Genomic DNA, 20415 nt, shown 5'->3' with positions numbered 1-20415 from the left:
AGGGACTTTGTAGCACCGCTTCACATATGCTGGCGCCGTGGACCTGGGACGACTGCGCACGCTGCGGGAGTTCGCCGACCGCGGGAGCGTGACGGCGGCCGCGCGGGCGCTGCACTGCACGCCGTCGGCCGTCTCGCAGCAGCTGCGCGCGTTGCAGGGCGAGGTCGGGCTGCCGCTCACCGAGCCGGCCGGGCGGGGCCTGCGGCTGACCGACGCGGGGCGGGCGCTGGTCGCCCGCGCCGACGAGGTGCTGGCCGCGCTCGAGCGCGCGGAGTCCGAATTGGACACTTACCGCAGCGCGCCGCGCGGGCGGGTGCGCGTCGCGATCTTCCAGTCGGCCGGGCTGATGCTGCTGCCCGGCCTGCTGACCCGCGTCGCCGCGTACGAGGGGCTGGAGGTCGACGTCCGCGACGTCGACATGACGCCGCCGGAGGTGCCCGGCCTGGTCGCGGACTACGACGTCGTCGTGGCGCACCGGGACGAGCACGCGCCGGAGTTCGATTCGGACCGCCTCGACGTCGTGCCGCTGCTGCGCGAACCGCTCGACGTGGCGCTGCCGACCGGGCACCGCCTGGCGAGCCGGCGGCGCGTCGACCTGGCGGAGCTGGCCGACGAACGCTGGATCGGCGTCGACCACGGGTTCCCGGTGGACGACGTGCTGCGCTCGCTGACCGTCCGCACCGGCGTGCGGCCGGTCGTCGTCCAGCGGATCAACGACTTCCGGATCACCGAACGGCTGGTCGCGGCCGGCCACGGCATCGCGCTGGTGCCGCGCTACACGATCGACACGCGGCGGGGCAGCGGGCTGGTCAGCCGGCCGCTGGCCGGCATCCGCGCGGCGCGGCTGGTGGAGGCGGTGTGCCGCACGGGCGCGCTGCAGCGCCCGGCGGTGGCCAAGGTGATCGAGGAACTGGCCGCGGAGGTCGCCCAGCTCACCGCTTGAAGCCGCGCAGGTACGTCAGCGCGATGCCCAGCGCGTCCTCCAACGCCGTGAGGTCGTGCCGGATGTGCGCCAGCAGCAGTCCACCTTGGACGGACGTCATCGCCGCCTGCGCCAGCCGGGCCGGGTCGGCGTCGGGCGCGAGCTCTCCCTTGTCCCGCAACGTGGTCAGCCCGCGCACGAGGTGCGACTCCCACTGCCGGTAGGCCTGGTCGACCAGCGGCGCGAGCTTCGGGTTGTCGCCGACTTCGCCGGCGAGGTTGCCCAGCGGGCAGGCGACCGGCGTGCCCGCGCGGCGGTGGACGTCCAGCAGCTGCTCGGTCCACGTCTCGAGGTCGGCCCACGAGCTCAGCGTGAAAATCGCCGGCTGGTTGGCGAGGATCTGCTCGACGTACCGGTCGATCACGGCCTCGACCAGCTGTTCCTTGTTCTTGAAGTAGTGGTACATCTGCGATTTCCCGGCCCCGCTCGCGGCGAGCACCTTGTCGACGCTCGTGCCCGCGACGCCGTCGACGTACATCAGGCCCGCCGCCGCGTCGACGATCGCTTCCCGCGTCCGCTTGCCGCGCGGGGTCGAGGCCGCTGCTTGCGTCTCCATGTACCGAATAGTACAGTTCGGCACACTGTACCGATCAGTACAACAGGCTAGGGGGATCCATGACGCTCGACAACGCCCTGACCGGCGTGAACGACCACCTCCGCGGCGTGCTGCCGCCGGAGATCTTCGCCGTGCTCGAAGCGGACCGGCGCCGGGCCGCGACGGACTTCGCGGAGGTCGGCACCAAGATCGACGACTTCACGCTGCCGGCAGCCGATGGTGCGACGACGAGCCTGGGCCGGCTCGTCGCGGACGGGCCGGCGGTGCTCGTGTTCTACCGCGGCCAGTGGTGCCCGTACTGCAACCTGACCCTGCGCACCTACCAGCAGGAAGTGCTGCCCGAGCTGGGGAAGTCCGGTGCGAGCCTGGTCGCGATCAGCCCGCAGCGGCCGGACGGCCCGGCGCCGGAGCTGGCGTTCCCGGTGCTGTCGGACGTCGGGAGCACGGTCGCGCGGGGCCTCGGGCTGAGCTACCCGGTGTCCGCCGTCGTGCGCGAGGCCATGGAGACGCTCGGCACCGACCTCGAAGCGGTCAACGGCACCTGGGAGCTGGTCCACCCGGCGGTCGTCGTGGTGGACCGGGACCGGGTGCTGCGGTTCGTCGACGTCCACCCGGACTTCGTCACGCGGACCGAACCGGCGGAGATCCTCGAAGCGGTCAAGTCGCTTTAGCGCCGCGCTTCACGCCGTAGGTGATCACCGAACCCAGGACCAGGGCGACGCCCAGGGAGAGCAGCACGCTGATCCCGGGTTCGGTGATGAGCCGGCCGCCCGCGTAGCCGAGGAAGGCCACGTAGGACGTCCAGAGCGTGACGCCGATGGCCGAAGCGGTGAAGAACTCCGCCATCGGCCACCGGAGCGAGCCGGCGAGCAGCGCGCCGACCGTGCCGCCCGAGGGCAGCCAGCGGGCGATCACCAGCACGGGACGCGGGTGGCGCTGCAGCCGCCCGTCGACCCAGCCGATGCCGGCGGCGATCTTCCGCCGCCGGCTCAGCCGGTTCAGCGCCGCCCGGCCACCGAACCGGCCGAGGGCGTAGAGCGCCTGGTCGGACGCCAGGCACCCGGCACTCGCCACGGCGATCACCAGGGCCAGCGAAGTCCCGCCCTGCGCCGCCGCGACGCCCATGCCGAGGAGCGTCACCTCGGTGGGCAGCAGCGGCACCAGCGAGACGACGAACAGCACCAGCAGTCCGGCCGTAGTCGCGTCCACATCCCCATCAACCGCCGGTCAGGCCCGGAAACTCCGGATCAAGGGGTACTCACAGGAACCCGACAGGCGGCCCACAGGTTCAGCGGTTGGCGCGGTTCACCGCCGACACGACCGCGCGCAGCGACGCCGTCACGATCGACGGGTCGACGCCGATGCCCCAGAACACGCGGTCCGAGATCGCGCACTCGATGTACGACGCCGCGCGTGCGTCGTCACCCGGGGAGAGCGTGTGCTCGCTGTAGTCCAGCAGGCGCAGGTCGAAGCCCACTGTGGACAGCGCGTCGAAGAACGCCGCGATCGGGCCGTTGCCGCTGCCGGTGACCTCGTGCTCGTCACCCTCCACCCGGACCGTCGCGGTGATGTCGTACTCGCCGTCGCCGTTATCGCGGACGTGCTGGCGGACCAGCTCCAGCGGCGTCTTCAGCTCCAGGTACTCGGCCGAGAACGCGTTCCACATCGTCGTCGGGTCGACCTCGCCGCCCGCGGAATCGGTGTGGCGCTGGATGACCTTCGAGAACTCGATCTGCAGGCGCCGCGGCAGGTCGAGCTGGTGCTCGGCCTTCATGATGTAGGCCACGCCGCCCTTGCCGGACTGCGAGTTCACCCGGATGACCGCCTCGTACGTGCGGCCGACGTCCTTCGGGTCGATCGGCAGGTACGGGACCTCCCACGGGTGCTCCTCGACGGGTACGCCGGCCTTGTCGGCGGCGTCCTTCAGCGCGTCGAGACCCTTGTTGATCGCGTCCTGGTGGCTGCCGGAGAACGCGGTGAACACCAGGTCGCCGCCCCACGGCGAGCGCTCGGGCACCGGCAGCTGGTTGCAGTACTCGACCGTCCGCTTGATCTCGTCCATGTCGGAGAAGTCGATCTGCGGGTCGATGCCCTGGCTGTAGAGGTTCATGCCCAGCGCGACCAGGTCGACGTTGCCGGTGCGCTCGCCGTTGCCGAACAGGCAGCCTTCGATCCGGTCGGCGCCGGCCTGGAAACCCAGCTCGGCCGCGGCGATGCCGGTGCCGCGGTCGTTGTGCGGGTGCAGCGACAGGATCACCGAGTCGCGGCGGGCCAGGTTGCGGCTCATCCACTCGATCGAGTCGGCGTAGACGTTCGGCGTCGCCATCTCGACGGTCGCCGGCAGGTTCAGGATCACCGGCTTCTCCGGCGTCGGCTGCCAGATCTCGGTGACGGCGTCGCAGACCTCGAGCGCGTACGACAGCTCGGTGCCGGTGTAGGACTCCGGCGAGTACTGGAACCGGAAGTCGGTGTCGGGCTGCTTGTCGGCCAGCTCGACGACCATTTCGGCGGCCTGCGTCGCGATCTTCTTGATGCCTTCGCGCTCCTCGCGGAAGACCACGCGGCGCTGCAGGATCGACGTCGAGTTGTAGATGTGGACGATCGCGCGCGGCGCGCCTTCGAGCGACTGGAACGTCCGCTCGATCAGCTCCGGGCGGCACTGGGTCAGCACCTGGATGCTGACGTCGTCGGGGATGGCGCCTTCGTCGATGATCTCGCGGACGAAGTCGAAGTCCGTCTGCGACGCGGCCGGGAAGCCGACCTCGATCTCCTTGTAGCCCATGCGGACCAGCAGGTCGAAGAACTTGCGCTTGCGCGCGGGCGACATGGGGTCGATCAGGGCCTGGTTGCCGTCCCGCAGGTCGACGGCGCACCACAGCGGCGCGCGGTCGATGCGCTTGGCGGGCCAGGTGCGGTCGGGCAGGTCGATGTTCTCGACGACGTCGTACCAGGGGCGGTAGCGGTGCACCGGCATGGACGTGCCGCGCTGGGTGTTCCAAGCGGGCTGGTCAGCGGGCGCGGGACGAGAGGGCTTGCGGATCTTGCTCATGGGTTCGGGGGTGTCTCCAGCTCGACGGGTGCGACCGGCACCACGAAGCCCCGCGACGGGGAGCCGGTCCGGTCAGGCCCCGTCGCGGCAGCGAAGCAGGAGAGCACGCGCCACGACCCCACCATAACCAGGCAACGCCGCCCGAGGGAAGCCGGGCGGCCCCTTCCCGGGGTTACCTGTGGGTAGCAATTGGACGGTCGCCGTGCGAAACTGCGGGCATGGCTGAGCACGCAGAGTCGTCGTCGGAGGAGACCGAGGTCTCCCGCCGGGCTCCCGTCGACTGGCGCAGGACCGGGGGCCGCGCTGCCTCCGCGGTGGCGTCGATCGTCCGCTGGGTGGGACTGGTCTTCGCGGCGTTCCTGGTGATCCACGTGATCTTCACGGTCGGCTCGGCCAACCCGGACAACGGCATCGTCTCGTTCGTGAAGTCCTGGGCGGACGGCCTGGCGCTGGGGTTCAGCGACCTGTTCACGCCGAGTGACGAAAAGCTGCGCGTCCTGGTGAACTACGGCATCGCGGCGATCTTCTGGCTCGTGGTGTCGGGCATCCTCGCGAAGGTGATCCGCCGGGTGGGCGGCGCTTCCTAACGCCGGGCCAGGCCTTCCCAGATCCGGGCCGCCGCGGCCTGCCGCGCGTGGTGCTCGCCGTCGGTGCTGCCGGTCGAGCCGCGCCGCAGCTGCCCGAGCAGGTCCATCGCGGTCGACGACGGCAGTTCGCGCAGCAGTTCGACGACGTCTTCGGCCGGTGAGTAGCAGAGCAGCCGGCCGTCGGCGAAGGCCTGCGGCTGACGGGCCGCCAATTCGCGCAGGTGGTCGAGGCCGAGCTGCGGCAGCACCCGGGCGGCGAGCGGCACGGGCATCTCGTGGAGGAGGCCGCTGATCTCCTCGAGGGGCAGGTACCGGAGCACGGCCGCGGCGTCGGGTGGAGCCAGCTTCGCCAATTCACGGTAGATCCCGGCGTAGCCGTTCTTGCGGATCCGGGCCAGCGGCTGCTTGCCGAGCTCGGCCATCAGGCGAACGGCGGTCCGGGCCGCCTCGGCCGGGCCCGGCCCGGAAGCGGCGGCCGGTCGCGGGGGTGGCTCGGGTGGCGGCCCGCCGGTGAAGATGACGTTCCCGTGCACCGCGCCGATCTGCCCGAAACTGCCCGTCGAGACGCCGGACGCCTCGTTGTGCACCGCTTCCCGCTCGTCCATCGGCCACCTCCTGCCGGTGAAGTCGCGGATCGGCGGACACGGTTACAGCGCCGGCTTGCCCCACTGGTCGGTGAACGCGAACTCCGCCAGCGGCACCCGCACCCGCTCGGCCTTCTCCCGCTCGATCCGCCAGTCCTCCTCCAGCACCTCGGGCGCGGCCGCCGACCCCACCGCGATCGCCACCTTCGGCACCGCGTCCGGCGGCAGCGAGAAGGCGTCCCGCACCGCATCGGGCGAGAACCCCGCCATCTGGTGCGCGATCAGCCCGAGCTCCACCGCCTGCAGCACGAGGTTCTCCGACGCCAGCCCGAGCCCGTACTCCGCGTACGGGACGTCGCCCTTCTCGTTCGTCGTCACCACCACGCCGATCAGCAGCAGGCCCGCGCGGTGCGCCCACGCCCGGTTGCCCGAGTTCAGCGTCGCCAGGATCGCGTCGAACGCCGGGGTCCCGCGGACGCCCACCAGGTACCGGGCGGGCTGGGTGTTGCCGAACGACGGAGCCCAGCGGGCCGCTTCCAGCAGGGCGCGGACCTGCTCCGGGGTGACCAAGGCCGACTCGTCGTAAGCCCGCGGGCTCCAACGTTCGGCCATCAGGGTCGAGATCGGGACGCTCGTCACAGCTGGCTTTCGCACGATCTCGACGATACCCAGGCGTGCGCTGTGTCACTCGGGAGGAAGGGCTCCGCGCATTTCGTTGGTGTTGCGGAAGATTTACTTCCGAGTGACCCACGCAAAGGGTCCGCCCCACGTCAAGAGGGTGGCGGGCCGTCCCAGCCCCGGTAGGCTCCTCTTCAAATCATGGGACGCGGGGGCTCTCCGGTGCCCACCAGGGAGCCGCCCGGCCCGCGAGGAGGTTCGGGCGTGGCCCTCGTGGTCCAGAAGTACGGCGGATCGTCGCTGGAAAGTGCCGACCGGATCAAGCGCGTCGCGGAGCGGATCGTCGCCACCAAGAAGGCGGGGAACGACGTCGTGGTGGTCTGCTCGGCGATGGGTGACACCACCGACGAGCTGCTCGACCTGGCGCAGCAGGTCAACCCGGCGCCGCCGGAGCGGGAGATGGACATGCTGCTCACCGCCGGTGAGCGCATTTCGAACTCGCTGGTCGCGATGGCGATCGCGGCCCAGGGCGCCGAAGCGTGGTCGTTCACCGGTTCGCAGGCCGGCGTCGTCACGACGTCGGTGCACGGCAACGCGCGCATCATCGACGTCACGCCCAGCCGTGTCACCGAAGCCCTCGAGCAGGGTTACGTCGCGCTGGTGGCGGGCTTCCAGGGGGTCGCGCAGGACACCAAGGACATCACCACGCTCGGCCGCGGCGGCTCGGACACCACCGCCGTCGCGCTGGCCGCGGCGCTCAACGCCGACGTCTGCGAGATCTACTCCGATGTGGACGGTGTGTACTCGGCCGACCCGCGGATCGTGCCGGACGCGAAGAAACTCGACGTCATCCCCTACGAGGAGATGCTGGAGCTCGCCGCGAGCGGCTCGAAGATCCTGCACCTGCGTTCGGTCGAGTACGCGCGGCGCTACGGCGTGCCGATCCGAGTCCGCTCTTCCTACAGTGACAAGCCGGGCACGACGGTGACCGGTTCTATCGAGGAGATCCCCGTGGAACAAGCCCTGATCACCGGTGTGGCGCACGACCGCTCCGAAGCCAAGATCACGGTCACCGGCGTGCCGGACCACACCGGTGCCGCGGCCCGGATCTTCCGCGTGATCGCCGACGCCGAAATCGACATCGACATGGTGCTGCAGAACGTGTCCAGCACCGTCTCCGGCCGCACCGACATCACGTTCACGCTGTCGAAGGCCAACGGCGCCAAGGCGGTCAAGGAGCTGGAGAAGGTCAAGGCGGAGATCGGCTTCGAGTCCGTCCTCTACGACGACCACGTCGGCAAGGTCTCGCTGGTCGGCGCCGGGATGCGCTCGCACCCCGGCGTGACGGCGACGTTCTGCGAAGCGCTGGCCAACGCCGGCGTCAACATCGAAATCATCAACACCTCGGAGATCCGCATCTCGGTGCTGATCCGGGACGCGCAGCTCGACGAAGCCGTGCGCGCGATCCACGAGGCGTTCGAACTCGGCGGCGACGAAGAAGCCGTCGTCTACGCGGGGAGTGGTCGCTGATGACCGAGGGACTGCGGGTCGGGGTGGTCGGCGCGACCGGCCAGGTCGGCGCGGTGATGCGCAAGCTGCTGGCGGAGCGGGAGTTCCCGATCGCCGAGCTCCGGTACTTCGCTTCGGCGCGCTCGGCGGGTTCGAAGCTGCCTTGGCGCGACACCGAAATCACGATCGAAGACGCGTCGACGGCGGATCCGTCCGGTTTGGACATCGCGCTGTTCTCGGCGGGCGGCTCGACGTCCAAGGCGCAGGCGCCGCGGTTCGCCGAGGCGGGCGTGACGGTGATCGACAACTCCTCGGCGTTCCGGATGGACCCGGACGTGCCGCTGGTCGTCAGCGAGGTCAACCCGCAGGCGATCAAGGAGGCGCGCAAGGGGATCATCGCGAACCCCAACTGCACCACGATGGCCGCGATGCCGGTGCTGAAGCCGCTGCACGACGAGGCCGGGCTGGTCCGCCTGATCGCGTCGACGTACCAGGCGGTGTCCGGCAGCGGGCTGGCCGGCGTCGACGAGCTGGCGGGCCAGGTCCGCGCGGCGGCCGAGCACGCGTCGCTGCTCACCCACGACGGCGCGGCGATCGACTTCCCGAAGCCGGCGAAGTACGTCCGCCCGATCGCGTTCAACGTCCTGCCGATGGCCGGGTCCATTGTGGACGACGGCGAGTTCGAGACGGACGAAGAGAAGAAGTTCCGCAACGAGAGCCGCAAGATCCTGAGCATCCCGGGCCTCGGCGTCTCGTGCACCTGCGTGCGGGTGCCGGTGTTCTCGGGCCACTCGATCTCGGTGAACGCGGAGTTCGCGCAGCCGCTGACTCCCGAGCGCGCGACCGAGCTGCTGACGCACGCGCCGGGCGTCGAGCTGTCGGAGGTCCCGACCCCGCTGCAGGCGGCGGGCAACGACCCGAGCTACGTCGGCCGCATCCGGGCGGACCAGGGCATCGAGGGCGGCCGCGGCCTGGCGCTGTTCATCTCGAACGACAACCTGCGCAAGGGCGCGGCGCTGAACGCGGTGCAGATCGCGGAGCTGATCGCGCAGCAGTGACCACAGTGGACAGCTGAAACTCACTTGGCGTTTCGCGGTGCTCAGGAGATCCTGGGCACCGCGAAAACATTTCCAGGGGAGGAAATCATGTACACCGCTGTCGACGGCGCCCGCGTCCCGATCCGGATGTGGGCGGATCCCGCGTCGGTCGAAGAGCAGGCCATGCGGCAGCTGCAGAACGTCGCCAACCTGCCGTGGGTGCACGGGCTCGCCGTGATGCCCGACGTGCACTACGGCAAGGGAGCGACCGTCGGCAGCGTCATCGCCATGCGCGACGCCGTCTCGCCCGCCGCCGTCGGGGTGGACATCGGGTGCGGGATGAGCGCCGTCCGGACGTCGCTGACCGCCGCCGACCTGCCCGACGACCTCGGCAAGCTGCGCCGGCGCGTCGAAAGCGCCGTGCCGGTGGGGTTCGGGCTGCACAAGACGCCCGTCAACCCCGCGAAGGTGCACGGCGTCGGCGGCTGGGACGCGTTCTGGCGGGGCTTCGGCGAACTGCACACCGGCGTCCAGGAGCTGCACGACCGGGCCGCGCGCCAGATCGGGAGCCTCGGCGGTGGGAACCACTTCATCGAGGTCTGCCTCGACGACGACGGCCGCGTCTGGCTGATGCTGCATTCGGGTTCGCGCAACATCGGCAAGGAGCTCGCGGAGCGGCACATGGCGGTCGCGCGCAAGCTGCCGCACAACGCCGACCTGCCCGACCGCGACCTCGCGGTGTTCGTCGCCGGCACGCCGGAGATGGCGGCCTACCGGCGTGACCTGTTCTGGGCGCAGGACTACGCGGCGCGCAACCGCGCCACGATGGTCGCGCTGGTGAAGCAGGCGCTGAAGGACGTCGTGCCGCAGACGACGTTCGACGACGCCATCTCCTGCCACCACAACTACGTCTCGGAGGAGACGTACGACGGTGTCGAGCTGCTCGTCACCCGGAAGGGCGCGATCCGCGCCGGATCGGGTGACCTTGGGATCATCCCGGGCAGCATGGGGACCGGTTCGTACATCGTCCGCGGGCTCGGGAACGACTCGTCGTTCCAGTCGGCGTCGCACGGCGCCGGCCGCCGGATGTCCCGCACCAAGGCCAAGAAGCTGTTCACGGCCGACGACCTCGCGGCCCAGACGGCCGGCGTCGAGTGCCGCAAGGACTCCGGCGTCGTCGACGAGATCCCGGCCGCGTACAAGGACATCGATTCGGTGATCCGGGCGCAGACGGACCTGGTCGAGGTCGTCGCGCACCTCAAGCAGGTGGTCTGCGTCAAGGGCTGACCGGTACCTTGGCGCCATGACGAGGGGTGGAACGACGGCCGCGTTGCTGGCCGGGGCCGCACTGCTGCTGAGCGGGTGCGCCGAGGTCGGCAACGCGGTCGACCAGGGGTCGAGGACGGCGGACAAGGTGAGTGCCTGCACGGAGGCGCTCGGGCTGGCGGACCTGAACCCGCTGGTCGACCCGGACAAGCTCAAGGCGCGCGCCGCGGACAAGGAGAAGCGGCTGCGCGAACTGGCCGCGAACGTCCAGGACCAGGACGTGAAGAACGCGCTGCTCGGCATGGCGGGCTCGTACGTCGAGGTGCAGAAGGAACGCATCGAGGACGCCGGCGTCGTGGCCCGGTGGGTCCAGCGCAACGTCACGAAGCTCGACGCCCTCCGCGCGGCCTGCGGCTGACCCGGCGGCGGGCAGGCTAGCTCTCCGCCAGTGCCGGGACCGGCTCCGCGGTCGGGTCCACCGTGCGGGTGTGGCGGCGCAGCAAGCCCGCCGCCGCGATCACCAGACCGCCCAGGCCCGCCGCCGCGAAGCCCCACGCCGGGCTCGAGTGGTCGATCGCGAAGCCCACGAACGGGCTGCCCAGGGCCAGCCCGAGCCGGGTCGACGCGTCCTGCAAGCCCATCGCCTCCCCGCGGACCCGCGGTGGCGCGATCCTGCTGACCGTCTCCGTGGTCGCCGCCAGGGTCGGGGCGCACAGCAGGTTCGTCGGGATCAGCACCAGCATCAGCAGCCACCACGGCTGGTCGGCCAGCCCGACCGGCACCACCAGCAGCGCCATCAGCAGCATCAGCACGCCCTGCGGCAGCGACCGCTTGACCGCGCCGTGGACGATGCCGCCCAGGATCGATGCCGCGCACATCACCGCGATGACCAGGCCGGTCACGCCGATGTCGCCGTTCGCGCGCAGGGCCGCCAGCGTCGCCAGTTCGGTGCCGACCAGCACGAACAGCGCGCCGCCCGCGATCAGGAGCGTGGCCACCAGCTGCCAGGACAGCCAGGTGCGCAGCTTCGGCCGGACGCCGTCGACGACCGGCTCGAGGTCGTCGCGGATCGGCGGGTCGACCAGCCAGATCAGGAACGCCGTGCCGCCGAACAGGACGCCGAGCGCGCTGAGCGTGAACGTCGGTGAGAGCGCGGTCATCGCCGCGATGCCGGCCGCCGGGCCGATCATGAACGTCGCTTCGATCGAGATCGTGTCCAGCGAGTACGCCGCCCGCCGCTCGGCCACCGGGACGAGCGCGGCCAGCACCTGCCGGGCCAGTGAGCCCGCCGGCACCGAGAGCGCGCCGGCCGGGACCGCGACCACGGCCAGCGCCGCGTACGGCAGGTGCGGTGCGGCGATCCAGAACGCCGTCGTGGCGAGCCCGCAGACCGCGACGACCGGGCGCAGCCCGTACCGGTCCAGGAACCGGCCGAGCAGCGGCGCGCCAAGGGCCATCCCGAGGGTGACGCCGGCGCCGACCAGCCCGGCGGCGCCGTAGCCGCGGCCGAGCCCGGTGACGATGTACAGCGTCATCATCACGCCGTTCATGGTCATCGGCAGCCGCGCCAGGAACATCAGGGCCATGGTCGAGGGGACACGGGGAACGGCGAGGACCCGGCGGTAGGGCTGCAGCGGCACGTCCCCGATGAGAACCCAACCTGGTACGCGCGTGCAACAAAATTTCGGCACTGGTGCTCGGTAAATTTGATAGCTACTCTCATTTGGTAGCAACTATCAAATGGGGGTCGCTATGACTCAGCCCTATCCGCGCAGGTGGTGGGCGCTCGGTGCGCTCGCGGTGAGCCTGCTGACCGTCGGCCTCGACCTGACTGTGCTCAACGTCGCCGTGCCGACCTTGGCGGTCGACCTCGGCGCCACGACGACGCAGCTGCAGTGGTTCGGCAACGCCTACACGCTGGCGCTCGCCGCCCTCCTGCTCCCGGCGGGCCTGCTCGGCGACCGCTTCGGCCCGAAGAAGCTCCTGCTCGGCGCGCTCGTGCTGTTCGGGCTGGCTTCGCTGGCGTGCGCCTACGCCGGTTCGCCGGGCGCGCTGATCGCCGCCCGGGTCGTGCTCGGCGTCGGCGCCGCGTTCCTCATCCCGCTGTCGCTCTCGCTGCTCAACACCCTCTTCCCGCCCGAAGAGCGCGCGAAGGCGCTGACGACGTGGGTGCTGGCGACGTTCGCCGGCATCCCGCTCGGGCCGCTGCTCGGCGGCTGGCTGCTCGACCACTTCGCGTGGGGCTCGGTCTTCCTCGTCAACGTCCCGCTGACGGCCGTCGGGGTGGCCGCGGTGGTGTTCCTCGTGCCGCTCACGCCGGGGTCGGGCCGGGGCCGCGTCGACCTCGCGGGCATCGCCCTCTCGGCCGCCGGGCTGGTCGCGCTCACCTACGGCTTCGTCCACGCCGGCGAGCACGGCTGGGCCGACCCGGTGACCTACGGCCTGATCGCGCTCGGCGTCGCGCTCGTGGCGGTGTTCTGCCGGACCCAGACGCGGGTGGCCGCGCCGCTCACCGACCTCGCGCTGCTGCGCGAACCGCGGTTCGTCTGGGGCGCGGTGCTCGCCACGGTGGCGTCCTTCGCGCTGATGGGCCTGATGTTCGTGCTGCCGCAGCTGTTCCAGGCTGTGCAGGGCGCCGACGCGCTGCAGACCGGGCTGCGGCTCCTGCCGCTGATCGGCGGGATGCTGGTCTCGGCCAAGATCGCCGAGCGGCTGGTCGCCGCGGTGGGCGTGCGGGTGGTCGTCACCGGCGGGTTCCTGGTGCTCGCGGTGGGCCTGGCCTGGGGTTCGGCGACGGCGCCGTCGGACGGCTACGGCGGCACGGCCGGCTGGGAGGTCGTCATCGGCCTCGGCACCGGGTGCACGCTGCCGCCGCTGATGTCGATGGCGATGGGCGCGCTCACCGAGGGCCGCTCGGGCGCCGGCTCGGCGCTGATCCAGGTGCTGCGCCAGGTCGGCGGCACCATCGGCGTCGCGGTGCTGGGCACGGTGCTCAACGGCGTCTACCGCGACGGCGTCGGGGTGGCGGGCCTGCCCGGGCCGGTGGCCGACGTGGCGCGGGGCAGCGCGTCCGCCGCGATCGCCGTCGCCGGGAAGCTCCACCTGCCGGGGCTCGCCGAGTCCGCGCGGGTCGCGTTCACCGACGGCATGGCGGTGACGCTGTGGGTCTGCGCCGGGCTCGGCGTGGCCGGCGCGCTGCTGGCGGCGCTGTTCCTGCCCGGCCGGGCGGCCGCGGAGGTGCAGCCGCGAGAATCGGGGCATGACGTCGTCGCCATCTGAACCGCAGGGACTGCGCGAACGGAAGAAGGCCAAGACGCGCGCCGCGATCCAGCGGCACGCGTTGCGGCTGTTCCACGAGCGGGGCTACAGCGCGACGACGGTCGACCAGATCGCGGCCGCGGCGGAGATCTCGCCCAGCACCTTCTTCCGGTACTTCCCGACGAAGGAGGCGACGGTGCTGTACGACCCCTTCGACCCGCTGCTCATCGCCGCGGCGCTGGCGCAGCCGGCCGAGCTCAGCCCGATCGGCGCGCTGCGGGCGACCGTGACCACCATCCGCGAGGTGCTCCCCGCCGACGAATGGGAGCGTGAACGCCAGCGGCAGCGGCTGGTGCTGCGCGAACCCGAGCTGCGCACGGCGGCCATGGACAAGTTCGCCGAGGGGATCGACCTGCTGGCCGGGTTCGCCGCGCAGCGCACCGGCCGCGAGCCGGGCGGCTTCGAGGTCCGCAACTGGGCGGGCGCGGTGGTCGGCGTCGTCCTGGCCGCGTTCCTGGGGTCGGCGGCGGATCCCGAGGCGGACACGCTGGCCGTGCTCGACGAAGCCGTTGCCCACCTGGAAGAGGGTTTGCCGCTCTGAATCGGCGAATCGCCTTCGGATCTGCGCGCTGACCTGTGTGGGTGGCGGCGCGAACGTGGGGGACACCCCGTCTGGAGCAGTCAGGACACGCGGTCCGACGGAGTGATGAAGCCAAAAGATCACCGTTTACACCCGTGTAGGTGCCCCAATCGTTCCATAGTGGACAGTGATCACCGCTGAGTGACGACCGTGCTCGGCAAGGGTGATCTTCAGGGGGAGGGGCAAGCTTTCGACGTTAATCAGATGCGGGCCAGTTCGCCTTTTCCGGATCCGGCACGTAAGGGTTAGAAAACGTCTCGAACCGGTGATCGGGTGGCTTATCTCCGATACGGCGGGTATCGATTTAACCCGTCAGGTCTCCCGAGGCCAGGAGGTAAAAATGAAAGGCAAGATCGGGCGGGTCATCGCCCTGGTAGCCGCCGGCAGTCTGCTCGCGGTCGGAACGGCGGGTATGGCGTCGGCGAGCCCGGACGGGGGCAAGGGTTCCTCCAGCACCCAGGCCCTCGCCGCACAGGTGCTCCAGATGCGTGACGACCTCACCAAGGTGGCCTACGCGGGCAACGTCGGTGCCACGCGCGGCGACCTCGGGCAGTTCAGCCCGGTGCTCGCGGACATCGCGGCCGGCAAGCGCTACACCGTCCAGACCGACACCGAGCAGCTCGCCGGCCTGGCCAAAGGCCGGGCGGACGAGTCCAGCAGGCTCCTGACCGACCCGACGGCGAAGGCGCGCCAGCTGCCGCCGCTGCCGTTGCCCATCCCGTCGCTGCCCGACCTGCCCGGGCCGTTGAAGATCGTCAGCGACCTGGTGAAGGCGCTGCTCGCGGCCGTCACCGGAATCCTCGGCGGCCTGCTCGGCGGGCTGCCCGTACCGCCGCTGCCGGTGCCCCCGCTGCCCGCACCGGCGGGCTGACTCCGGCCACGGGAAACAGGGGGATCCGGAGCCCGGCGCGGACATTTCTCCGCGCCGGGCCCCGGATTCGGTTCAGCCCTTTCCGGCCAGTCCCTGTCGCAGCGCGCCCGCGGTTTCGGCGAGTGCTTCGCGAAACCGCGTGCCGACGCCGGTGAAGTTGATGAACCCGTGGATCAGGTCCTCGTGCCGGCGCAATGCCACCTCGACGCCCGCCTCGCGCAGCTTCTCCGCGTACGCCTCACCTTCGTCGCGCAGCGGGTCGAACCCCGCCGTGACGACCAGTGCCGGCGGCAGGCCGCTCAGGTCGTCCGCGCGCAGCGGGGAAAGCCGCGGGTCGGTCAGGTCGCTGCCCTCCGGCACGTAGTGGCCTTCGAACCACTTCATGTGCACGTCGGTCAGGAACAGGTCCTCGGCGAACAGGTCCTGCGAGCGGTACCGGTGCGCGAAGTCCGTCGCCGGGTAGATCAGCAGCTGGAACGCCGGCGCCGGGCCGCCGCGCTTGACCGCCTGCTGCGCGGTGACGGCGGCGAGGTTGCCGCCCGCGCTGTCCCCGCCGACGGCGATCCGCGCCGGATCGGCGCCGAGGTCGCCCGCCTTCGCCACGGCGTAGTCGAACGCCGCCAGCGCGTCGCCGGTCGCCGCCGGGAAGGGGAATTCCGGGGCCAGCCGGTACTCGATCGACAGCACCCGCACCCCGGCGTGCTTGGCCAGGAAGCGGCAGGCGTTGTCGTGGCTCGCGCGGGTGCCGATCACCCAGCCGCCGCCGTGGAAGAACACCAGCAGCGGCGACTTCTCGGGCAGTCCGACCGGCGTGTAGAGCGTCGCCGGCAGGTCGCCGTCCGGTGTCGGCACGTCGAGCTCACGCACCGAGACGGGCTCGACCGGCCGGCCGCTGACCAGGTGCCGGCCCACGTCGAGCAGGGCCCGCGACTGCTCGACCGACCCGCGCACGAGCTCGGCGCGGGCGATCTTCTGCAGCCGGAGCAGCAGCTGGGCGTCGAGCGCGAGGTCCTGGCCGTCGATGCGGACGGTCCGGCCCGCCGCCGCGCGCCGGACCGGCGCGGGCAGCCAGAACGCCAGCTGGGACGCGGCCGCCTGGACGCGGACCGGGAGCGGGATCGCCATGGGTTCCTCCTGAGCTTCGGTGCCGCCCCGGACGTTACTTGTCAGTAGGTAACAGGTCCAGGTGTGACCGGGACCTCGGTCCCAGAGTCTGGTCCTCCAGTTAAGTGGAGGGGTTAGCCTGGAAAACGTGACTTCAGCCAGGACGCTCAACGTGCTCGGGATCGGCGGCTCTCTGCGGGAGGGCTCGCAGTCCGAACGCGCGCTGCAGATCGCGCTCGGCGGCGCGGCCGAAGTCGGCGTCCGGACCCGGCTGCTGACCGGCCCGGACCTGGTCCTCCCGTTCTACGACGCCGGCGTGCCGGAGCGCGACGAACGCGCCACGCGGCTCGTCGAAGCCATCCGGGAGGCGGACGGGGTCATCGTCGTCTCGCCCGGTTACCACGGCGCGCTGTCCGGCCTGGTCAAGAACGCCTTGGACTACGTCGAAGACCTGCGTGACGACCGCCGCCCGTACCTCGACGGCCGCGCGGTCGGCCTCGCCGCCGTCGCGTACGGCTGGCAGGCCGCGGTGACCACGCTGGAGCAGCTGCGCACGATCACGCACGCGCTGCGCGGCTGGGCCACCCCACTGGGTGGTTCGATCAACTCGGCCGAGACCAAGTTCGACGAAGGCGGTGGCGCGTCGGACGAGAAGAGTGTCCGGACGCTTCGCCTGATCGGGCGGCAGGTCGCCGAATTCGCGGTGACGCGCACCGCTTGACGTTTTCACCCGGGTGGGTCCGGGGTAGTCGATGAACGTGACGCCTGCCATGTGCGGGCACTGTTCCGCGGGTGCGGGATGTTGTGCCCAGTGAGACGCTCGATCGAAGAGCATCCAGAGCAGAAGGCGGGCTGAGCATGGGTCAGGCGATCTACACCGCGGTGGCGACGGCGCGCGGCGACGGCCGCAACGGCGAGGTCACTTCGTCGGACGGCGTCATCGACGAATCGCTGGCCATCCCGAAGGAGATGGGCGGCCCCGGCGGGGACAAGACGAACCCCGAACAGCTCTTCGCCGCCGGCTACTCGGCCTGCTTCCACAGCGCCCTGCAGCTGGTCGCCCGCCAGGCCAAGGTCGCGCTGGCCGACTCGACGGTGACCGCGGAGGTGAGCGTGCTCAAGCAGGACGTCGGCTTCGGCCTCGGCGTCGCGCTGAACGTGTCGCTCCCGGGCCTCGAGCAGGCGCAGGCCGACCAGCTGGTCGAGCAGGCCCACCAGGTCTGCCCGTACTCCAACGCGACCCGCGGCAACATCGAGGTCGCGCTCTCCGCCACCGTCTGATCCCCCGTCGTCGAACCAGTCCGAGGAAAGGACCACCAGAGATGAGCAAGTCTCCGATCAAGAGCCCGCTTTCCGAGGCCGACAAGGAGATCACCGGCAACGCCCTGCAGGCGACGCTGGTCGACTTGGTCGACCTGTCCCTCATCGCGAAGCAGGCGCACTGGAACGTCGTCGGCGCGAACTTCCGCAGCGCGCACCTGCAGCTCGACGAGCTGGTCAACACCGCGCGCCAGTACGTCGACGAGGTCGCCGAGCGCGCCAACGCCATCGGCGTCTCGCCGAACGGCAAGGCCAAGACCGTCGTCGAGAGCTCGGGCGCGCCGGACTACCCGGACAACTGGCAGTCCGTCGAGTCCACGGTCGCCGCGGTCGTCGACATCCTCTCGACGCTGATCGAGCGGCTGCGCGCCCGCATCGACGAGACCGACAAGAGCGACCTCGTGACGCAGGACCTGCTGATCGAGATCACTCGCGCGCTCGAAGAGGCGCACTGGATGTGGCAGGCCCAGCAGGCCTGACTTTTTTATCGCCACGAAAGGGCCGTTCCGTACGGAGCGGCCCTTTTTCGTCGGTGGGGGTCAGTACCTTCGGTGGCATGGTGCTGCATCAGGGGAAAACCGACCACCCGGACCGCGCGGGCGGGACGAACCCGCTGTACGCCGGGGCGAACCCGGCGCTGGCCGCGGGGTTCGTCATGCCGCACGACAAGCTGCGCGAGGACTCGCTGCCGCCGGACACGGCGCTGCAGCTGGTGCGCGACGAGCTGATGCTCGACGGCAACGCCCGGCTCAACCTCGCCACGTTCGTCACGACGTGGATGGAGCCGCAGGCGCGCGAGCTGATGGCCGAGTGCGTCGACAAGAACATGATCGACAAGGACGAGTACCCGCAGACGGCCGAGCTGGAGCGGCGCTGCGTGAACATCCTCGCCGACCTGTGGCACGCCCCCGACCCGACGGACGTCATGGGCTGCTCGACGACGGGGTCGTCGGAAGCGTGCATGCTCGCCGGGATGGCGTTGAAGCGGCGCTGGTCCCAGCTCGGGCGCACCGGGAAGCCGAACCTGGTGATGGGCGTGAACGTCCAGGTGTGCTGGGAAAAGTTCTGCGAGTACTGGGAGGTCGAGCCGCGGCTGGTGCCGATGGCGGGGGACCGGTACCACCTCTCGGCCGAGGAGGCCGTGGCGCGCTGCGACGAGAACACGATCGGCGTGGTGGCGATCCTCGGCTCGACGTTCGACGGCAGCTACGAGCCGGTCGCGGAGATCGCCGCGGCGCTGGACGCCCTGCAGGAGCGCACCGGCTGGGACGTCCCGATGCACGTCGACGGCGCTTCGGGGGCGATGATCGCGCCGTTCCTCGACCCCGGGCTGGAGTGGGACTTCCGGCTGCCGCGGGTGGCGTCGATCAACACGTCCGGCCACAAGTACGGGCTGGTGTACCCGGGCGTCGGCTGGGTGCTCTGGCGCGACCGGGCCGCGCTGCCGTCGGAGCTGGTGTTCAACGTCAACTACCTCGGTGGCGACATGCCGACGTTCGCGCTGAACTTCTCGCGCCCGGGCGCCGAGGTGGCGGCGCAGTACTACACGTTCGTCCGGCTCGGCCGGGACGGGTTCCGCGCGGTGCAGCAGGCTTCGCGGGACGTCGCGACGCACTTGTCTTCGGGCGTTGAAGCGCTGGGTCCCTTCGAGCTGCTGACCCGCGGCGACCAGCTGCCGGTGTTCGCGTTCACGACCCGCGCGGACGCGGGGTTCGACGTCTTCGACGTGTCACGCCGCCTGCGTGAGCGGGGCTGGCTCGTGCCCGCGTACACGTTCCCGGAGAACCGGACGGACCTGGCGGTGCTGCGGATCGTCGTCCGCAACGGCTTCACGCACGACCTCGCGGACCTGCTGCTGGCCGACCTCGCCCGGGTCCTGCCGGAGCTGGAGGAGGAGGGCGGCCGCCCGAAGGATCCCGCCAAGGCGACCGCCTTCCACCACTAGTGCCAGGACTTCGCGCGGGCGTACTGGTCGGGCCAGCGCACGTCGGCGCCGAGGACGTTCGCCGCGCGGAGCGGCCAGTGCGGGTCGCGCAGCAGGGCGCGGGCGAGGAACACGACGTCGGCCTGGTCGTTCCCGACGATCTCCTCGGCCTGGTGCGGGTCGGTGATCATGCCGACCGCACCGGTCGGGAGGCCGGCTTCGGAGCGGATGCGCCCGGCGAACGGAACCTGGTACCCGGGCCCGACGGGGATGTCCGGGTGCGGGGTGTTGCCGCCGGACGAGGTGTCGATGAGGTCGATCCCGCGCTCGGCCAGCAGCTTCGCGAGCCGGACGGACTCGTCGACGGTCCAGCCGCCCTCGGTCCAGTCGGTGGCGCTCAGCCGGGCGAAGAGGGGGAGGCCGGTCGTCGCCCGCACGGCGTCGGCGATCTCGAGCGCCAGCCGGGTGCGCCCCTCGAAGTCGCCGCCGTAGCGGTCGGTGCGGGAGTTGGACAGCGGCGACAGGAACTGGTGCACGAGGTAGCCGTGGGCGAAGTGCAGCTCGAGCACGTCGAACCCGGCGCCCTCCGCCCGGCGGGCCGCCTCGGCGAAGGCCTCGGGGAGCGCGGCGACCTCGTCGGTGGTCAGCTCGCGCGGGGTGGCGTACTCGCCGAAGGCCGTCGCGGACGGTCCGACGGTCGGCCAGCCCCCGTCTTCGGCGGGCACGCTGCCGGGCCCGTCCCACGGCCGCTTGGTCGAACCCTTCCGCCCGGCGTGGGCGAGCTGCATCCCGATGGCGGCGTCCTGCCCGTGCACGAACTCGACGATCCGGCGCCAGGCGTCGGCGTGCGCGTCGCTCCAGATGCCGGTGTCCTGCGGGCTGATCCGCCCTTCGGGGGTGACGGCGGTGGCTTCGGTCATGACGAGCCCCGCACCCCCGGCGGCGAACTGGCCGAGGTGCACGAGGTGCCAGTCACCGGGGAGTCCCTCGGTGGCGGAGTACTGGCACATGGGAGAAACCCAGACCCGGTTCGGCAAGGTAAGTCCACGGACGGTGATCGGGCTGAAGAGTCGGCTCACACTTCGATCAACGACACGCGCCCGCGCTCTC

The 20415-nt window shown here is 71.1% G+C and carries 22 protein-coding genes; 14 read left to right on the top strand and 8 right to left on the bottom strand.

Annotation, left to right across the window (positions count from 1 at the left end):
- The first annotated feature begins 37 nt into the window (after positions 1–37).
- Positions 38–943 (top strand): LysR family transcriptional regulator, encoded by a 906-nt coding sequence (locus AB0B33_RS29970; protein WP_360777691.1) that lies wholly within the window; start codon positions 38–40, stop codon positions 941–943.
- Here AB0B33_RS29970 and AB0B33_RS29965 read toward each other — a convergent pair.
- On the bottom strand, positions 933–1538 hold the full coding sequence (locus AB0B33_RS29965) for a TetR/AcrR family transcriptional regulator (protein ID WP_360777689.1): 606 nt from the start codon (positions 1536–1538) through the stop codon (positions 933–935). The genes AB0B33_RS29970 and AB0B33_RS29965 overlap by 11 nt on opposite strands.
- 59 nt (positions 1539–1597) lie before the next feature.
- On the opposite strand from AB0B33_RS29965, the gene AB0B33_RS29960 reads away from it, so the two are divergent.
- Entirely contained in the window at positions 1598–2209 is a 612-nt protein-coding gene (locus AB0B33_RS29960; RefSeq protein ID WP_360777687.1) for a peroxiredoxin-like family protein, read from the top strand.
- Here AB0B33_RS29960 and AB0B33_RS29955 read toward each other — a convergent pair.
- Both AB0B33_RS29955 and leuA read right to left on the bottom strand, forming a co-directional pair.
- Positions 2196–2747 carry a DedA family protein gene (locus tag AB0B33_RS29955; RefSeq protein WP_360777685.1) on the bottom strand — a complete coding sequence of 184 codons (552 nt, stop codon included), beginning with the start codon at positions 2745–2747 and terminating at the stop codon, positions 2196–2198. The two genes, AB0B33_RS29960 and AB0B33_RS29955, sit on opposite strands and share 14 nt — an antisense overlap.
- A 79-nt stretch (positions 2748–2826) precedes the next feature.
- The gene (gene leuA / locus AB0B33_RS29950; protein ID WP_360777683.1) at positions 2827–4587 is read right to left on the bottom strand and encodes a 2-isopropylmalate synthase; all 1761 of its coding nucleotides are present in this window, start codon (positions 4585–4587) and stop codon (positions 2827–2829) included.
- A gap of 218 nt (positions 4588–4805) precedes the next feature.
- Here leuA and AB0B33_RS29945 point away from each other — a divergent pair, with 218 nt between their 5' ends.
- Positions 4806–5174: a hypothetical protein gene (locus AB0B33_RS29945; RefSeq protein WP_360777681.1), complete on the top strand. Its 369-nt coding sequence runs from the start codon at positions 4806–4808 to the stop codon at positions 5172–5174.
- Here the strand turns inward: AB0B33_RS29945 and AB0B33_RS29940 are convergent.
- Positions 5171–5779 carry a hypothetical protein gene (locus AB0B33_RS29940; protein ID WP_247017206.1) on the bottom strand — a complete coding sequence of 203 codons (609 nt, stop codon included), beginning with the start codon at positions 5777–5779 and terminating at the stop codon, positions 5171–5173. The two genes, AB0B33_RS29945 and AB0B33_RS29940, sit on opposite strands and share 4 nt — an antisense overlap.
- A gap of 42 nt (positions 5780–5821) precedes the next feature.
- Positions 5822–6412, bottom strand: a complete 591-nt coding sequence (locus AB0B33_RS29935) for a nitroreductase family protein (RefSeq protein ID WP_360777679.1) — start codon at positions 6410–6412, stop codon at positions 5822–5824.
- Between the two features lie 228 nt (positions 6413–6640).
- Here AB0B33_RS29935 and AB0B33_RS29930 point away from each other — a divergent pair, with 228 nt between their 5' ends.
- From AB0B33_RS29930 to AB0B33_RS29915, 4 genes are all read left to right on the top strand, one after another.
- Complete coding sequence (locus AB0B33_RS29930; RefSeq protein ID WP_360777677.1) at positions 6641–7906, top strand: aspartate kinase; 1266 nt, start codon at positions 6641–6643, stop codon at positions 7904–7906.
- Complete coding sequence (locus tag AB0B33_RS29925) at positions 7906–8943, top strand: aspartate-semialdehyde dehydrogenase (protein ID WP_360777675.1); 1038 nt, start codon at positions 7906–7908, stop codon at positions 8941–8943. The genes AB0B33_RS29930 and AB0B33_RS29925 overlap by 1 nt, the downstream gene beginning before the upstream one ends.
- An 87-nt stretch (positions 8944–9030) precedes the next feature.
- Positions 9031–10209, top strand: coding sequence for an RtcB family protein (locus AB0B33_RS29920; protein ID WP_360777673.1), 1179 nt, complete (start codon positions 9031–9033; stop codon positions 10207–10209).
- Between the two features lie 16 nt (positions 10210–10225).
- On the top strand, positions 10226–10606 hold the full coding sequence (locus AB0B33_RS29915) for a hypothetical protein (RefSeq protein WP_247017216.1): 381 nt from the start codon (positions 10226–10228) through the stop codon (positions 10604–10606).
- Between the two features lie 16 nt (positions 10607–10622).
- Here the strand turns inward: AB0B33_RS29915 and AB0B33_RS29910 are convergent, their stop codons facing one another.
- Positions 10623–11774 carry an MFS transporter gene (locus AB0B33_RS29910; protein WP_360777748.1) on the bottom strand — a complete coding sequence of 384 codons (1152 nt, stop codon included), beginning with the start codon at positions 11772–11774 and terminating at the stop codon, positions 10623–10625.
- A gap of 166 nt (positions 11775–11940) precedes the next feature.
- Here AB0B33_RS29910 and AB0B33_RS29905 point away from each other — a divergent pair, with 166 nt between their 5' ends.
- The 3 genes from AB0B33_RS29905 (at position 11941) to AB0B33_RS29895 (ending at position 14957) form a co-directional block, all read left to right on the top strand.
- Entirely contained in the window at positions 11941–13467 is a 1527-nt protein-coding gene (locus AB0B33_RS29905; protein WP_360777671.1) for a DHA2 family efflux MFS transporter permease subunit, read from the top strand.
- Positions 13448–14047 carry a TetR family transcriptional regulator gene (locus tag AB0B33_RS29900; RefSeq protein WP_247017220.1) on the top strand — a complete coding sequence of 200 codons (600 nt, stop codon included), beginning with the start codon at positions 13448–13450 and terminating at the stop codon, positions 14045–14047. Before AB0B33_RS29905 ends, AB0B33_RS29900 begins: the two co-directional genes overlap by 20 nt.
- Before the next feature lie 379 nt (positions 14048–14426).
- Positions 14427–14957, top strand: a complete 531-nt coding sequence (locus AB0B33_RS29895) for a hypothetical protein (protein WP_247017222.1) — start codon at positions 14427–14429, stop codon at positions 14955–14957.
- 72 nt (positions 14958–15029) lie between these two features.
- Here the strand turns inward: AB0B33_RS29895 and AB0B33_RS29890 are convergent, their stop codons facing one another.
- The gene (locus AB0B33_RS29890) at positions 15030–16082 is read right to left on the bottom strand and encodes an alpha/beta hydrolase (protein ID WP_360777669.1); all 1053 of its coding nucleotides are present in this window, start codon (positions 16080–16082) and stop codon (positions 15030–15032) included.
- A 127-nt stretch (positions 16083–16209) separates the two neighbouring features.
- Between AB0B33_RS29890 and AB0B33_RS29885 the strand changes: the two genes are divergently transcribed.
- The 4 genes from AB0B33_RS29885 (at position 16210) to AB0B33_RS29870 (ending at position 19326) form a co-directional block, all read left to right on the top strand.
- Positions 16210–16782, top strand: coding sequence for an NAD(P)H-dependent oxidoreductase (locus tag AB0B33_RS29885; RefSeq protein ID WP_360777667.1), 573 nt, complete (start codon positions 16210–16212; stop codon positions 16780–16782).
- Between the two features lie 137 nt (positions 16783–16919).
- The gene (locus AB0B33_RS29880; RefSeq protein ID WP_247017228.1) at positions 16920–17342 is read left to right on the top strand and encodes an organic hydroperoxide resistance protein; all 423 of its coding nucleotides are present in this window, start codon (positions 16920–16922) and stop codon (positions 17340–17342) included.
- A gap of 41 nt (positions 17343–17383) precedes the next feature.
- Positions 17384–17860: a DNA starvation/stationary phase protection protein gene (locus AB0B33_RS29875; protein WP_247017231.1), complete on the top strand. Its 477-nt coding sequence runs from the start codon at positions 17384–17386 to the stop codon at positions 17858–17860.
- 77 nt (positions 17861–17937) lie between these two features.
- Complete coding sequence (locus AB0B33_RS29870; RefSeq protein ID WP_360777664.1) at positions 17938–19326, top strand: glutamate decarboxylase; 1389 nt, start codon at positions 17938–17940, stop codon at positions 19324–19326.
- Here AB0B33_RS29870 and AB0B33_RS29865 read toward each other — a convergent pair.
- Complete coding sequence (locus AB0B33_RS29865; RefSeq protein WP_360777662.1) at positions 19323–20384, bottom strand: NADH:flavin oxidoreductase/NADH oxidase; 1062 nt, start codon at positions 20382–20384, stop codon at positions 19323–19325. The two genes, AB0B33_RS29870 and AB0B33_RS29865, sit on opposite strands and share 4 nt — an antisense overlap.
- Positions 20385–20415 lie beyond the last annotated feature (31 nt).

Origin of the sequence: Amycolatopsis sp. NPDC049159 (genome assembly GCF_040648295.1) — a bacterium.
Classification (GTDB): Bacteria; Actinomycetota; Actinomycetes; order Mycobacteriales; family Pseudonocardiaceae; genus Amycolatopsis; species Amycolatopsis pretoriensis_A.
This window is presented reverse-complemented; position numbering and strand designations above follow the sequence as displayed.